Source organism: Halorubrum hochsteinianum (genome assembly GCF_023702125.1).
Classification (GTDB): Archaea; Halobacteriota; Halobacteria; order Halobacteriales; family Haloferacaceae; genus Halorubrum; species Halorubrum hochsteinianum.
Genome location: NZ_CP098415.1, coordinates 1,925,119 through 1,939,560 on the forward strand (window position 1 = coordinate 1,925,119; position 14,442 = coordinate 1,939,560).

Below are 14,442 nucleotides of genomic sequence, written 5' to 3' on the forward strand. Positions count from 1 at the left end.
ATCGACGGGACCGCAGGCTGGAGTACGTTCGGTTCCGGCACCGCCCGATTGGGACGGCGGCCCCGTCCGGCCGAAGCCGCGGACTCGTCAGATAAACTCACCGCGCGTTTTACGTTTGGAAGATGGAAACGTTCAACCATGACGGTTCCGACCCTCAGGTATGCAGCTCGAAGACGTCCAGCGCGTGACGGTGCTCGGGGCCGGAAACATGGGGCACGGCATCGCGGAGGTGGCCGCGCTCGCCGGCTACGACGTGTCGCTGCGCGACATCAACGACGAACTCGTCCAGAAGGGGTACGACCAGATCGAGTGGTCGCTCGGCAAGCTCGCCGAGAAGGACCGGATCGGCGACGACGAGGCCGACGCCGCGCTCGACCGTGTCGACGCGTTCGTCGAGCTCGAAGACGCGCTCGACGGCGCTGACGTGGTGGTCGAGGTCGTCCCCGAGAAGATGGCCATCAAGAAGGACGTGTACGACGAGGTCGTCGAGCACGCGCCCGACGAGGCCGTCTTCGTCACCAACACCTCCAGCCTCTCTATCACCGAGCTCTCCGAGGTCACCGACCGGCCCGAGCGGTTCTGCGGGATGCACTTCTTCAACCCGCCGGTGCGGATGGACCTCGTCGAGGTCATCTCCGGGAAGCACACGAGCGAGGAGACGCTGGAGCTGATCGAGGGGCTCGCGGAGTCGATGGGGAAGACGCCCGTCCGCGTCCGCAAGGACAGCCCCGGCTTCATCGTCAACCGCATCCTCGTCCCGCTGATGAACGAGGCGGCGTGGGTCGTCGAGTCCGGCGACGCCGACATCGAGACGGTCGACTCCACGACGAAGTTCGGCATGGGCCTCCCGATGGGGTCGTTCGAGCTCGCCGACCAGGTCGGCATCGACGTGGGGTATCACGTGCTGGAGTACATGCACGAGGTCCTCGGCGACGCCTACCGCCCCTGCCCGATGCTCGCGGAGAAGGTCGAGGCGGAGGACCTCGGCAAGAAGACCGGGAAGGGCTTCTACGACTACGAGGACGGCGACGGCGCGCAGATCCCGAGCGACGCGGTCGACGAGGCGGTCAGCCGTCGCCTGCTCGCGGTGATGGCCAACGAGACGGCCGGCCTGATCGGCAACGACGTGGCCGACGCAGACGACGTCGACGAGGCCGTCAAGCTCGGCGCGGGCTTCCCCGACGGCCCGGCCAAGCTGGCCGACGCCGAGGGGCTCGACGCCTTGGTCGAGACGCTTGACGACCTCGCCGAGGAGACGGGCGAGGCGCGCTACGAGGCGACCGACTACCTGCGCGAGGCCGCCGAGGCGGGCGGCTTCCGCGCCGACGGAAGCGACGGCGAGGACGGCGACGGCCCCGACTACGAGGTGCTGAACGTCTCCGTCGACGAGCGGGTCGCTCACGTCGAGATCGACCGCCCCCACCGGATGAACACCGTCAACGGCGAGGTGCTCGACGAGCTCTCGACCGCGATCGACCGGCTCGACGAGGACGACGAGGTGCGCGCGATCCTGCTGTCCGGCGCAGGCGACCGCGCCTTCTCCGCGGGCGCGGACGTCCAGAGCATGGCCGCCGGCGGCGCGGACCCGATCCACGCGGTCGAGCTCTCCCGACAGGGCCAGCAGACGTTCGGCAAGTTGGAGGAGTCCGACAAGCCCGTGATCGCGGCCATCGACGGCTACTGTCTGGGCGGCGGGATGGAGCTCGCGACCGCCGCGGACATGCGGATCGCCTCCGAGCGCTCCGAGCTGGGCCAGCCCGAACTCGACCTCGGCCTGCTTCCGGGGTGGGGCGGCACGCAGCGGCTCGCCCGGATCGTCGGCGAGGGCCGCGCGAAGGAGATCATCCTCACCGCCGACCGGTACGACGCGGAGACGATGGCCGACTACGACTTCGTCAACGAGGTCGTGCCGGACGACGAGTTGGACGAGCGGGCGCGCGAGCTGGCCGAACAGCTCGCCGGCGGCCCGCCGATCGCCCAGAAGTACACGAAGCGCGCGATCCACGCCGGCCGGACCGACGCCGAGGCCGGGCTGGAGGTCGAGGCGATGGGCTTCGGCCACGTGATGAACACCGACGACCTCATCGAGGGCGTCACGGCGTTCATGGGCGACGGTGAGCCGGAGTTCGAAGGGAAGTAGAACTCCGCTGAGGCCGACGGTAACGGCTCTGTTTCACCGGGTGACCGGTGAGACGCGAACTGCGGAGTTCTGGGAGGGGTAGCCGTCAGAGAAGTCCCAGCCGCTTGCTACGACGCAGTTGCTGCTGGGAACACGACCACCGAAGCCCCGGCCGGGAGGCGGGCGTACACTCGCTGCGGTCCTCGTCACTCGCTTCGCTCGTTCTTGCGGTCCTTGCGCCGTCTACGCCCGCCTCCCGGCTGCCCCTTCGAGTCCCGTCCCCGCACCGCAACCGCACCTCACACCTCCCCAGCCTCGTCAGTCGCCTTCGCTACGCTCCGGCGACTGACTCCCTCGCGCGTGCTCCTCGCGGCCGCCTTCGGCGGCACGCTCGCAGGCACGCGCCGCCGCACAGCGGAGCCGTCGCTTTTCGGGTTCCTCTCGTTCGAAAAATCGCAATCTGAGTGTCGCCGCCGGGAGATTCGCCGCTCAGACGTACCCTTCCTCGACGAGCAGTTCGCCGTTGAGGAGCGAGGCACCGGCCGCGCCGCGGATCGTGTTGTGCGCGAGGCAGTTGTACTTCGCGCCGGCGTCGGTCGACTGGACGCCGCCGGCGACGATGCCCATCCCGCCCGCGTACGTGCGGTCGAGGCGGGGCTGCGGGCGCTCCGGCTCGTCGCCGCCGTACACCTTGATGAGCTGGTCGGGGGAGCTGGGCAGGTCGCCCGCGCCCTCGAACGAGCGCATCGCCTCGCGGAGGTCCTCGGCCGAGGGGTCGTCGGCGAACTCGGCGAAGACGTTCTCTAGGTGGCCGTCGAGCGTCGGGATCCGGTTACAGGAGGCGGCCACGTCGGCGTCGTGGAGGCTGACCGCCGCGCCGTCGAACTCGCCGAGCAGCTTGCGCGACTCCGTCTCCATCTTGTTCTCCTCGCCGCCGATGTGCGGGATGGCGTTGTCGATGATCTCCATCGAGGTAACGCCGGAGTAGCCCGCCCCGGAGACGGCCTGAAGCGTCGAGACGCGGACGCTCTCTAGCCCGAACTCGTCGACCGCCGCGAGCGTCGGCACCATCGTGATCGTCGAGCAGTTGGGGTTCTTCACCAGGGCCCCGTCCCAGCCGCGCTCGTCGCGCTGGACCTCGATGAGGTCGAGGTGGTCCGGGTTGATCTCGGGGATCGTGAGCGGTACGTCCTCGGCCATCCGGTCGTTCGAGGAGTTCGAGGAGACGACGTATCCCTCTTCGAGGAACGCCGGCTCGACCTCTGCGGCGACCCCCGAGGGCAGCGACGAGAAGAGCAGATCCACGTCGTCGCCCGCGATCCCCTCGGGCGTCGTCTCGGCGACCTCCATCTCGGCCACGTCCTCCGGGATGGGGGTGTCGACGCGCCACTTCGCCGCCTCGCGGTAGGTGTCGCCCGCGCTCTCCGAGCTCGCGGTGACGGCGGCGAGGTCGAAGGTCGGGTGATCGTCGAGCAACTGGATGAACCGCTGGCCCACAGCGCCCGTCGCGCCGAGGATGCCGACTCGGACTGACATTGCGCGTGGGTCCGTGACAGGGACGTAAGTGCGTTCGGATACGCGTCGATTCCGCCGGGCGCGACGGACGCGGTCTCGGGACGTCGGTCCGGTCCCGCGGTGCGACCTCCCGGTCGACAGCCCAAGTTAAATACCCGTGCGTGGTACTGCGGCGGTATGTCCGAGTTCGGAGCGCTCTCGATCGTCCCGCCGCTGCTCGCCATCGCGCTGGCGATAGCCACCCGCAAGGCGATCCTCTCGCTGTTCCTCGGGATCTGGTCCGGGGCGGTGATCTACACGGGCGGGCTCGGGATCGTCCAGACGTTCGACTGGATCGTCGCGGCGATCGTCGCCGACGACGGGTTCCAGGCGACCATCCTCGTGTTCACGCTGCTGCTCGGCTCCGGGGTGGCAATGGTGTGGAACCTCGGCGGGACCCACGCCGTCCGCGACTGGGCGATCGAACGCCTCGACACGCAGCGCAAGGCGGGGATGGCCGCGTGGGCGCTCGGGGTGATCCTCTTTTTCGACGACTACGCCAACACCACGATCGTCGGCTCGGCGATGAAAGACGTCTCCGACCGTCTCCGGATCTCCCGCGAGAAGCTCTCGTACGTCGTCGACTCGACCGCCGCGCCCGTCGCCACGCTCGGCATCTCCTCGTGGGTCGCGTTCCAGCTGTCGCTGATCGACGACGGGTACGCTGAGGCCGGCGTCGCCGAGGCGAACCGGCCCAGCACCTTCGAGGTGTTCCTCGCGTCGATCCCGTTCAACATGTACGCGATCCTCGCGGTCGCGATGGTCGCCATCGTCGTGCTGTGGGGCCGCGACTACGGCGAGATGCTGACCGCCGAACACCGGTCGTGGACGAGCGGACGCGTCACCCGCGACGGCGCGAAGCCGATGCAGGACGTGGCCGGCGAACTGGGCGAGCCGCCGGCGTCGACGCCGCGGCTGATCAACTTCTTCGCGCCGGTCGCCGTCCTGATCGCCGTCACGGTCGCGACCGCGCTCTGGTCGGGCGGCCTCACGGCGACGGGCCTCCTGTCGGACCTCCTCGCGGCCGACCTCGGGGGCGCGGGCGACCGACTCTGGAACGCCGTCGTCGGGGCCGACTTCGCGACCGCGCTGATGATCGGCGCGTTCGGCATGGTGCTGTCCGGGTTCGTGCTCGGGAAGGTCTACCGGATCTTCGGCCTCGGCGACGCGACCGAGTACGTGGTCGACGGGTTCGGAATCATGCTCACGGCGGTGTCCATCCTCGTGTTGGCGTGGGGGATCGGCGAGGTCATCTCCGCGCTGGAGACGGGCCGGTACGTCGCCGAGGCGACGGTTGGAACGGTCCCCGAACCCGTCCTGCCGGCACTCATCTTTGTCGTCGCCGGCTTCATCGCCTTCTCGACCGGGACCTCGTGGGGAACGATGGGGATCATGACGCCCGTCGCGGTTCCCATCGCCTGGGAGGTCAGCGGGGGCGGCGCGGCGGGTCACACCCTCGTCGCGGTGATGGTCGGGGTCATCTTCTCCGGGGCGATATTCGGCGACCACAGCTCGCCGATATCCGACACGACGGTGCTGTCGGCGACGTTCACCGGCGCTGACCTCGTCGACCACGTCCGCACCCAGATCTACTACGCGGTCACCGTCGGGCTGGTCTCCGTGACGCTGCTTCTCGTGTGGGGCTTCTTCGGCGTCACGCCGTTCGTGCTGCTCCCGGCCGGCGTCCTCCTGCTCGTCGCGCTCGTCTACCTCCTCTCCGAGTTCGACGCGCGCCGCCGCGGGATCAACCCTGTGTCGGTCCGCGAGGCGCAGACCGACGACGGCGAGCGCGTCGTCGTCGCGGGGACCGAACAGGACGATTAAGCCGCCCGACGCCGAAGCACGGGTGCGCGCCATCAGTCCCCGCCCGAGTACTCCCCGATGGGAGCGATGACAGCGCGGAGAACCCAGGCGCGTCACATCGGTCGCACACGCGACCCGCCCGTCGCCGCGCAGGCGACCGCCCGCCACGAGGGTTTCCCGGTCGACGCGGCACGCCGCCGGAGATGAGACCGGTCGTTAGTGTCGCGGGCGTACACTTCGATATCCACGGACAGCGACGGTAACCCGTCTCGCCAGAGCCGAGTCGGACGGATGACGAACCGGACGGACCGAGACGCGACGGAGTCGCCCGCCGCCGGTGGCTGGACCCGGCAGTGTTCAGATAAGCTGATTCCATGCGAAGGCGAACGATCTGAGCCACTCGTTTGCTGTTTCTGCTTTGGCGTTGCTAAAACAGTTTGAGAAACTGGTAGTTCTGCGTTTTATCTCACGAAAAACACGTTCGACGCTGTTTCGATTTCCATGTCGTTCGTATCTGAAATCGAGGCCGTGTTTGTCACAAGCTCGGTGGAGTGGAACCGCACCATCAACGAGAAAGATCGCGTCATCTACGTCGTGTTTGTCGCGGAGTTCCGTGAAGAACTGATCTGCGATCACGTTCGTTCTTGTTGGCTCAAGCTTTGTATGTAGCAAATCGTTTGACTGAGGATCGACAGCAGCGTACAGCCAGTATTGTTCATCATCGAGCTGAATCACAGTCTCGTCAACCGCAACGTGATTCGGGCTCCGACCAGCTTCCGGCTGTAGATCGGCTTTGTGTACCCAGTTATGAACGGTGGATCGAACTCGATCAACACCGAATACCTCAAGAAATGAAACAGTATTCGAAAGCGACAGTCCAGACAAATGGAGCTGAATACTGAGCTTCATCAACAGTTTCGGTGTTGCCTCTCGCTCCACAAACTCTAAGTTGATCTCGTCTAAACAGCCGCTGAGGCGGTCGTTTTCGGGCATAGATCACTTTGAAAACGCACCGCCTCACCTTTCAAACCTTATCTGAACACCGCCCTGGACCCTCCCGAAACGTTTAGATACGCCTGAACAGACGGGTGGCTAGTGAAGAACATCCGCGATCCGCTCTACGGCTTCATCACCGCCAACGAGACGGAACTGAGTGTGATAAGCACGCCGCCGGTTCAGCGACTCCGCCGGGTCGCCCACCTCGGACTGTCGGACGCGGTGTACCCGAGCGCCACGCACTCCCGGTTCGAACACTCGCTGGGGGTCATGCATCTCGCCGGCGAACTGGCCGCGTCGCTGGGACTGCCCGAGGACGAGGTACAGGCGTACAAGATCGCGGGACTCCTCCACGACGTCGGCCACTCCCCGTTCTCGCACGCCCTCGAAGAGGTGATTGAGGAGCGGTTGGGGTTCGAACACGAGCGCCAGTCCGAGCGGGTCATCCGCGAGCTTGAGGACCACTACGACCCGGATCCCGAGTTCGTCATCGACATAATTCACGGGCGGACGAAGTACGACGTCGTCGCCGGGGACATCGACGCTGACCGACTCGACTATCTTCAACGCGACGCCCGTCGGACCGGGTTCCAGAACAGCAGCGTCGACGTCCAGACGATCGTCAAGTTCGCGCAGATACGCGATGAGCAGATAGTGTTCGACAAGAAGGCGGTACAGGCGATCGAGGACATGTTCGCGGCTCGGCTCAGGATGATGAAGACGATCGCCGGGCACCACGCGACGCGGATCGCCGAGGCGATGCTCAGACGGGCGGTGGACGGGTTCCTCGACGACACGTTGTACACGGCGGAAGACGTTCTGACGTGGGACGACTACCAGCTCCACACCCACCTGCTGGAGTACGATGGACACGAGAATCTCCCCGGGCAGGCCAGCGACCGGCTGTACACCCGGATCGCGAATCGGAACCTGTACAAACGCGCGGTCTACGTCAACGAGAACACGATCGGGCGCGAAACCGTCCGCGAGATTGCGACCGAGCACGACGATCCGACGCGCATCGAGGAGCGGATCGCGACCGAGGCCGGCGTCCATCACCATCACGTGATAGTGGACCTGCCGTCGCTTCCGAGCGAGGCGAGTACGAACGTCCGCATCGCGATGCCGGAGGGGATCCGTGACTTCTCGGACATCTCGCCGACGCCGTCGCACCTCGTCGACGTTCAGCGGCGGAACACGACCCTCGGCGTGTACTCCCCGCGGAGTGACGTCGACGCCGTGCGATCGGCCGCGCAGGAGTACTTCGCGCTGTGATAGCCGTGAGAGACGCCCGAGTCCCCGTCCGGGTCCGTCGGTCGTTCTGACCGGGTCGTCGCTCCCGGCCGCACGGCGGGCGAGACGGGACGCGCCGCTCGCCCGGATCGCCCCCGTCGTAAGCCACAACCCGCGGCTCGCCGAAGGGCGACCATGTCGACAGACACCGGTCTGGACGTCACCCTCGTTCGCAACGCGACCGTCCTCGCGACCGTCGGCGGGACGACGTTCCTCGTCGATCCGCTGTTCGCGGAGCAGGGCGCGACGCCGCCGATCGACGACACCCCGAACGACCGCCGGAACCCGCTCGTGCCGATGCCCGACGTGGACACCTCGCACGACGCGGTGATCGTCACCCACCGCCACCCCGACCACTGGGACGAGCCCGCGAGGGAGACGCTCGACGACGACGTGCCGCTGTTCTGCCAGCCCGAGGAGGCGGACGCGTTCGTCGACGAGGGGTTCACCGACGTGCGACCCGTCGAGGAGACGGCGTCGTTCGACGGGGTCACCCTCCGCCGGACGCCGGGGCGACACGGCCACGGCGAACTGGCCGAGCGGATGGGACCGGTCTCGGGGTTCGTCCTCGACGGTGACGAGACGCTGTACGTCGCCGGCGACACGGTGTGGTACGAGCCGGTCGCGGAGACGCTGGCCGAGTTCGACCCGGACGCCGTCCTCCTCAACGGCGGCGCGGCGCGGTTCAACCAAGGAGAGCCGATCACGATGGGCGTCGACGATGTCGCCGCCGTGCGCGAGGCCACCGACGCCACGGTCGCCGTGGTCCACATGGAGGCGATCAACCACTGCCTGCTGTCGCGCGAGGAACTGCGCGCGGAGACGGCGGACGTGCTGGTCCCGGAGGACGGCGAGCGGATCGAGTTCTGACCCCGCGCCTGCCCGGAGTTTTCGTCTCCGTCTGACTCGACTCTCTGCGGTACCCGACGACCACCGCCGCCGACCGGCGGCCCGGGAGGGTTTATGAGCCGGCGCGAACACCCCCTCTCATGACGCAACCGCAGCCCGGCGAGCAGTTGGTCGGCGCGTACCTCCGCGTCATCGAGGCGTGCGACCTCGTGACGTACAACCAGCGGTCGATGGAGCGGGGCGACCAGATGGAGCTCGACGTGCTCGGCGTGAAGTCGACGCCGGAGGGCCAGCGGATCTTCGCCTGCGAGGTGATCACCCACCTCGACGGGCAGCTCTACTCCGGGTCGCCGGACACCGACCAGTGGGCCGACTACGGCGACGACAGCTACCAGTACAGCTTAGAGCGGATCACGGAGAAGTTCGAGCGCATCGTCGCCTACCTGCGGGGGGTGTTCGACGACCTCGAACTGGCCGAAATACAGCTGTGGGCACCCTACGTCAGCGAAGGGCATCAAACGGACGGGCTGGCCGAAGTCGCCGAGCGGATCGAGGCCGACCACGGCGTCACGGTGCGGCTCGTGCTCAACGAGACGTACACGGCGCGGATGACCGACCTCCGCGAGGCGGCGGGCTCGTCGACGAAGGACTACAGCGAGACCGGGTTCCGCTACCTCCAGATCCTCGAAGGGCTGCGGTAAGAGACCGCAAACGAAGCGGGGTCCCGGAGCGCAGCCCGCTTCGACCGGATCGCCGCGTCCGCGCGGACGGACGCCGGCGCGAACCGCCGTTGCGGTCCCCGAGCGATCAGTCGACGTTCAGGATTTCGATTTCGAACTCCAGCGTCTCCCCGGCGAGGTCGGGGTTGAAGTCCACCCGCACGACCTCCTCGTCGACGTGGACCACGTCGCCCAACTGACCGCCCTGTGCTTCGAGCTGGTCGCCCTCCTCGGGGAGCTGTCCGCCGAGCATCTCTCGGAGCTGCTCCGTCTCGAACTCCCGAACGCGCTCGTCGGTCCGCTCGCCGTACGCCTTTTCAGGAGGGATAGTGAGGGTCGCCGTCTCCCCGGACTCCAGCCCCACGAGTCCCTCGTCCATTCCCTCGATGACCTCCTCGGCCCCCACTTCGACCGTCAGCGGCGCGAACTCCCTGTCGGGCTGTGCCTCCGCCAGACCGGTCTCCGCGGCCACGTCCTCCCGCGAGGTGTCGAAGATGGTCTCGTCGTCGTCCAGTCGGCCGATGTACTCCAGCGTCACGGAATCGCCAGTAGATATCGCCACACGGAGGTAAGACGCGCCACACGGGAAAGGCCGTCGTAGCGCGGACGGCGGTCGCGGCCCGCCCGCGGCGAGACCCTCCGCTCGTCTCGCGTGGTTCAATTCTCCGCGGAGCCTCGCGGCTCGCGGTGTTGCTCGCCACGAGAAGGTCCGGGTGCGAGAATTGAACCCGCGTCTCAGCCTCCACAAGGCTGAAGGATAGTCCACTACCCTAACCCGGACACGCGTCGTCAACTACCCCGCTTCGATAAATAACGGTTACGACTCCCGGACGGCGTGGCAGAGAGTGGCGACCGTGGGTGGATGGCGCGTCGGACCCGGCCGCCGGCCCCGTTCTCGACCACCGCGTCGTTTTTGAGGGTCGCGGGCGTAACGACGCCAACTCGTGGCCTTTACCGACAAGATCTACGTGAAGAACCACCGGCAGCTCGCCTCCCAGCTGGAAACGAACATCCCCAAGGGGGCGTTCGCCGGCGCGACGCTCGATCTGCTGTTCACCGGCGACGGCCTCTCGAAGCTCGACGAGACGACCCGGGACCGCGTCCTCGACTTCGCCGAGGACTTCCTCGACTGCGACTGCGATTCGAACCCCTACTGCGGCTGCCCCGAGGAGAAGTTCATGCGCTACGTCCTCGAACTGCGCGCCGAGGGACTGGGGCCGCAGGCCATCGTCGACGTGATGACCGACGACTACATGGTGTACGCGTACACCGGCGACGTGCTCTCGTTCCTCGACGACTCCGTCCGGAAGCTGGAGGCCATCGAGACGCTCGCCGACGTCGACGGCAACGGCGAGATGTCCGAGCGGGCCCGAAAGCGGAAGCGGGAGCTGTCCGGGTAGCGATCGGAGCGTTCGGTCGCCGCGGGGACGGACCCGTCGGACTCAGTCGTCTTCGGGCGACGCGACGCCCGGTCCGATCTCTTCTGTCGACGGGCCCTCCTCCGTGAGGTTCCCGTCGCGCCAGGTGTCGCGCTCGAACCAGAGGTACGCGACGACCCCGCCGACGACGTTCGAGACGGGGAAGGCGATCCACAGCCCCATCGCGCCGAGGGGGTCGGCGGCGACCCACGCCACCGGGAGCCGGACGAACCCGAGCGTGATCAGGGAGATGACGGCCGCGATCATCGTGTGGCCCGCGCCGCGGAAGCCGCCGGTGTACGCGCGCATCACGCCGATGAACCCGAAGGAGAGGCCGCTCACGCGGAGGAACGTCGTCGCGTGGTCGACCACGGCCGGGTCCGGGGAGAAGACGCCCGCGATCGGTCTCGCGGCGAGGACGATGACCCCGCCGCCGACCGTGAGCAGGACGAGCATGGCGCGCGCCCCGAAGTGGTTCGTGTCGGCCGCGCGGTCCAGCTCCCCCGCGCCGATGTTCTGTCCGGTCATCGTCTCGATCCCCTGCGAGACGGCGAGCGCCGGCAGGAAGATCACGGAGAAGATCCGCGTCCCGATGCCGTACGCCCCGCTGACCGCGTTCGGGAACGTCGCGACCACGACGAGGAGCGCGGTGATAGACACCGACCGCGCCGCCCCCTCCGCGGAGGCCGGCAGCCCGATACCGATGACGGTCTTCCCGAACTCGGGGTCCGGGAGCATCTCCGAGAGCCGGATCTGAACCCCCCGGTCGCCGCGGAACATGATCCGGAGGCCGACGAGGAGCGCGAGGGCCCGCGAGCCGACGGTGGCGATCGCAGCGCCGGCGATCCCCCAGCCGGTGAATCCGGTCGCGTCGAGCGCCGCGGCCTCCAGTCCGCCGAGTCCGAGGACGGCGAACAGGGGGTTCGCGTCGAACCCGAAGATGAATATCGGGTCGAGGAGGATGTTGAGGACCACCGAGCCGGCCATGACGTACATCGGCGTCACGGTGTCGCCGTAGCCGCGCATGAGCGCCATGAACACCGCGAAGCCGAAGACGGCGAACAGCCCCACCGCGTAGACGCGCATGTACTCGACGACGAGCGGCGCGACCGTCTCGTTCACGCCGAGGAGCGCCGTGATGTCGTCGACGAAGACGTACCCCAGCACGCCCAGCACGACGGAGATGACGGCCGCGTAGGCCATCGTCTGGGAGGCGGCGTACGCGGCGCGCTCCTCGTTTCCGGCCCCGGTGTGTTGGGCGACGAGGACGCTCCCCGCGACGGAGACGCCGAGCGCCAGCGAGATCATCAGGAAGACGATGGGGAACGCGAACGTGATCGCGGACAGCGCCTCGGTGCTGTAGCGGCCGAGCCAGAACGTATCGGCGAGGTTGTACAGCACCTGAAAGAGGTTCTGGACGACGATCGGTAAAGAGAGGAAAAACAGCGGCCAGCCGATGTCGCCCGAGGTGAGGTCCAGGTCGTCGGCCCCCTTGAACAGCGAGTCGACCGCGTCGCGGAGTCCCATCAGCGGGTCACCTCCGGGAGGGCCGCGCCGTCCCGCCCGTCCAGGGGACTGTGCGCGCCGCGGAGGGGACTGTGTGAAGTGTCGGGGATCGGTCGGTCCGTGTCGTCCATTCGATCGGTGTCGATACTGACTGGTCAGTCAAAAACGTTCGGAAGCCGGCGGGCGGCGGGGCGGCGGCTCGGCGTTTCCCGGGGGAGGAAGGGGCCGGACCTTCCCGGACGCGGAGAGCGGCCGAACGGTCTAAGTGCGCGCGCGCCCGAAATCGGTCAATGAGTATTCGGCCCGCGTGGCTAACGTTCAGGCGATACGCGGCGGCGACGACGGGGATGACGCTCGTCCTCTTCTCGCTCGGCGTCTACACGGCGGCGACCGGGTCCGGGCTGGCGTGTCAGGCCCAGTGGCCGCTGTGTTCCGACCAGCTCATCCCGGCGCTCACGATCAACCCCGACTTCATCGAGTGGTTCCACCGGGTGTGGGCGATGGTCACCGGCTTCCTCATCATCGGGGTCGCCGGGTGGACGTGGCTCGGCTCCGGATTCGAGCGCCGCACGAAGCTCGCGGCCACGCTGGCGGTCGCGATTTTGCCGCTCCAGATCACCGTCGGGGCGATCACCGTCACCCTCAGCGGGCTCGTCCCCGGCGGGTACACGGTGTCGACGCACGCGGCGCACCTGATCGTGGCGCTGACGATCTTCACGCTGCTCGGACTGGCGACGATCTGGGGCGGCGGGCGCGGGAACGCGCGGCTGCTCCGCGTCGCCGCGGGGATCGCGGTCGCGGGGATCGTCGCCAGCGCGGTCTTCTCGCGGGCGGTTCCGTTCCTCACCTACGCCCCGCCCGCGCAGGCGGCCTTCTACGTCACCGGGCTCGCCGGGCACCTCGGGCTCGTCGCGACGATCGCGTACGCGACGGAGGCGGCCCGGAACCGGTACGACGGGCTCGACGCCGGCACCGCCGGGACGGTCCGCGCGCTCGCCGCCGGGTCGATGGCCGCGCTCGTCGGCACGCTGCTGCTCGGCCGCGACCTCGTGTTGTACACGGCGACGTGGCAGCAGATCAACCTCGTCGCGCTCGGCGTCGCGGTCGCGCTCGCCGCGGGCGCGGCGTGGACCCTCCGCGGCGTCGACGAGGTGCGCGACGGCACCGCGCCGATCGGCGGCGACTGACCGCGCGGGTCGGCCGCGAACCGGTCCCCCGACGCCGCGTACGTCCGGAACGACCCTGTCAGATCCACGGCGTGCGGCAAGTATTGCTGATCTGCGGTCGAAACGTTGAAACCGTGATCAACCGAGCAACGGTGTATGGACGAACCCAGTTCGCTGGATCGGAGACAGTACCTGACCGCGGTCGGCGCGACCGGCCTGGCGGCCACCGCCGGCTGTATCGGCGGCGGCGGCGACGGCAGCGAGACGATCACGATCGGCTCGGACATCCCGTACCCCCCCTTCGAGTACCGGAACGAGGCGGGCGACCTCGTCGGGTTCGACGTGGAGATCGCCGAGGCGGTGTTCGGCGAGCAGCTCGACCGGGAGTTCGAGTTCCAGGAGACCTCCTTCGACGGGATCATCGCGTCGCTGAACAACGCGAACTTCCGCGTCATCATGAGCGCGATGACGATCAACGAGTCGCGGGCCGAGCGCGTCGACTTCTCCGACCCGTACTTCACCGCGTACCAGACCGTCCTGCTGCTGAAGGACAGCGACATCACCTCCCGGGAGGACCTCCGCGGCGAGGCCGTCGGCGTCCAGAAGGGAACGACCGGCGAGGCGGCCGCCGAGGACCTCCAAGCGGAGTTCGACGGCGAACTCGAGATCGAGAGCTACGACCAGATCAACGGCGCGTTCGACGCGCTGCTCAACAACCAGGTGTCGGCCGTCATCAACGACAACACGGTGAGCGGCGAGTTCGCCGCGGAGAACGACGACGTCGAGTTCCTGGAGGGCGACGGTGTCGCGTCAGACCGCGACGACGCACCGCCGTACCTCACGCTGACGGTCGAGGAGTACGGGATCGCGTTCCGGCAGGACGACGACGAGTTCCGAGAGGCGGTCAACGAGGCCATCCAGGCGATCCGCGACGACGGGACGTACGACGAAATCTACGACGAGTACTTCCAGGCCTGAGTCTCCCCGCTTCGTCGTTTCACCTGATACCCAATGGCAAC

At 67.8% G+C, this 14,442-nt stretch carries 12 protein-coding genes and 1 tRNA gene; 8 read left to right on the forward strand and 5 right to left on the reverse strand.

Features of this window, described 5'->3' with window-relative positions:
- Window positions 1-160: 160 nt before the first annotated feature.
- Window positions 161-2,140 carry a 3-hydroxyacyl-CoA dehydrogenase/enoyl-CoA hydratase family protein gene (locus tag NAF06_RS09685; protein ID WP_008583875.1) on the forward strand — a complete coding sequence of 660 codons (1,980 nt, stop codon included), beginning with the start codon at window positions 161-163 and terminating at the stop codon, window positions 2,138-2,140.
- Between the two features lie 468 nt (window positions 2,141-2,608).
- Here the strand turns inward: NAF06_RS09685 and asd are convergent, their stop codons facing one another.
- The gene (asd, locus tag NAF06_RS09690; protein WP_008583873.1) at window positions 2,609-3,655 is read right to left on the reverse strand and encodes an aspartate-semialdehyde dehydrogenase; all 1,047 of its coding nucleotides are present in this window, start codon (window positions 3,653-3,655) and stop codon (window positions 2,609-2,611) included.
- Between the two features lie 156 nt (window positions 3,656-3,811).
- Here asd and NAF06_RS09695 point away from each other — a divergent pair, with 156 nt between their 5' ends.
- Entirely contained in the window at window positions 3,812-5,497 is a 1,686-nt protein-coding gene (locus NAF06_RS09695) for a Na+/H+ antiporter NhaC family protein (RefSeq protein ID WP_008583871.1), read from the forward strand.
- A 336-nt stretch (window positions 5,498-5,833) separates the two neighbouring features.
- Here the strand turns inward: NAF06_RS09695 and NAF06_RS09700 are convergent, their stop codons facing one another.
- Window positions 5,834-6,469 carry an IS6 family transposase gene (locus NAF06_RS09700; protein ID WP_251106153.1) on the reverse strand — a complete coding sequence of 212 codons (636 nt, stop codon included), beginning with the start codon at window positions 6,467-6,469 and terminating at the stop codon, window positions 5,834-5,836.
- 102 nt (window positions 6,470-6,571) lie between these two features.
- Here NAF06_RS09700 and NAF06_RS09705 point away from each other — a divergent pair, with 102 nt between their 5' ends.
- The 3 genes from NAF06_RS09705 to NAF06_RS09715 all read left to right on the forward strand — a co-directional run bounded on the left by NAF06_RS09705 (window position 6,572) and on the right by NAF06_RS09715 (window position 9,315).
- Window positions 6,572-7,747: an HD domain-containing protein gene (locus NAF06_RS09705; protein ID WP_008583845.1), complete on the forward strand. Its 1,176-nt coding sequence runs from the start codon at window positions 6,572-6,574 to the stop codon at window positions 7,745-7,747.
- A 153-nt stretch (window positions 7,748-7,900) separates the two neighbouring features.
- The gene (locus NAF06_RS09710; protein ID WP_008583843.1) at window positions 7,901-8,635 is read left to right on the forward strand and encodes an MBL fold metallo-hydrolase; all 735 of its coding nucleotides are present in this window, start codon (window positions 7,901-7,903) and stop codon (window positions 8,633-8,635) included.
- A gap of 119 nt (window positions 8,636-8,754) precedes the next feature.
- The gene (locus tag NAF06_RS09715; RefSeq protein WP_008583841.1) at window positions 8,755-9,315 is read left to right on the forward strand and encodes a hypothetical protein; all 561 of its coding nucleotides are present in this window, start codon (window positions 8,755-8,757) and stop codon (window positions 9,313-9,315) included.
- Between the two features lie 106 nt (window positions 9,316-9,421).
- Here the strand turns inward: NAF06_RS09715 and NAF06_RS09720 are convergent, their stop codons facing one another.
- On the reverse strand, window positions 9,422-9,871 hold the full coding sequence (locus NAF06_RS09720) for an FKBP-type peptidyl-prolyl cis-trans isomerase (protein WP_008583838.1): 450 nt from the start codon (window positions 9,869-9,871) through the stop codon (window positions 9,422-9,424).
- Between the two features lie 169 nt (window positions 9,872-10,040).
- Window positions 10,041-10,113, reverse strand: a tRNA-His gene (locus NAF06_RS09725).
- Between the two features lie 164 nt (window positions 10,114-10,277).
- On the opposite strand from NAF06_RS09725, the gene NAF06_RS09730 reads away from it, so the two are divergent.
- A complete protein-coding gene (locus NAF06_RS09730; protein WP_008583837.1) occupies window positions 10,278-10,733 on the forward strand; it encodes a DUF5814 domain-containing protein in 456 nt (151 codons plus the stop codon).
- 42 nt (window positions 10,734-10,775) lie between these two features.
- Here the strand turns inward: NAF06_RS09730 and NAF06_RS09735 are convergent, their stop codons facing one another.
- Window positions 10,776-12,278 carry an MATE family efflux transporter gene (locus tag NAF06_RS09735; RefSeq protein WP_008583835.1) on the reverse strand — a complete coding sequence of 501 codons (1,503 nt, stop codon included), beginning with the start codon at window positions 12,276-12,278 and terminating at the stop codon, window positions 10,776-10,778.
- Window positions 12,279-12,604: 326 nt separating this feature from the next.
- Between NAF06_RS09735 and NAF06_RS09740 the strand changes: the two genes are divergently transcribed.
- Window positions 12,605-13,444 (forward strand): COX15/CtaA family protein, encoded by an 840-nt coding sequence (locus tag NAF06_RS09740; RefSeq protein WP_008583832.1) that lies wholly within the window; start codon window positions 12,605-12,607, stop codon window positions 13,442-13,444.
- Between the two features lie 135 nt (window positions 13,445-13,579).
- Window positions 13,580-14,401: a basic amino acid ABC transporter substrate-binding protein gene (locus NAF06_RS09745; protein ID WP_008583830.1), complete on the forward strand. Its 822-nt coding sequence runs from the start codon at window positions 13,580-13,582 to the stop codon at window positions 14,399-14,401.
- Window positions 14,402-14,442: the final 41 nt, after the last annotated feature.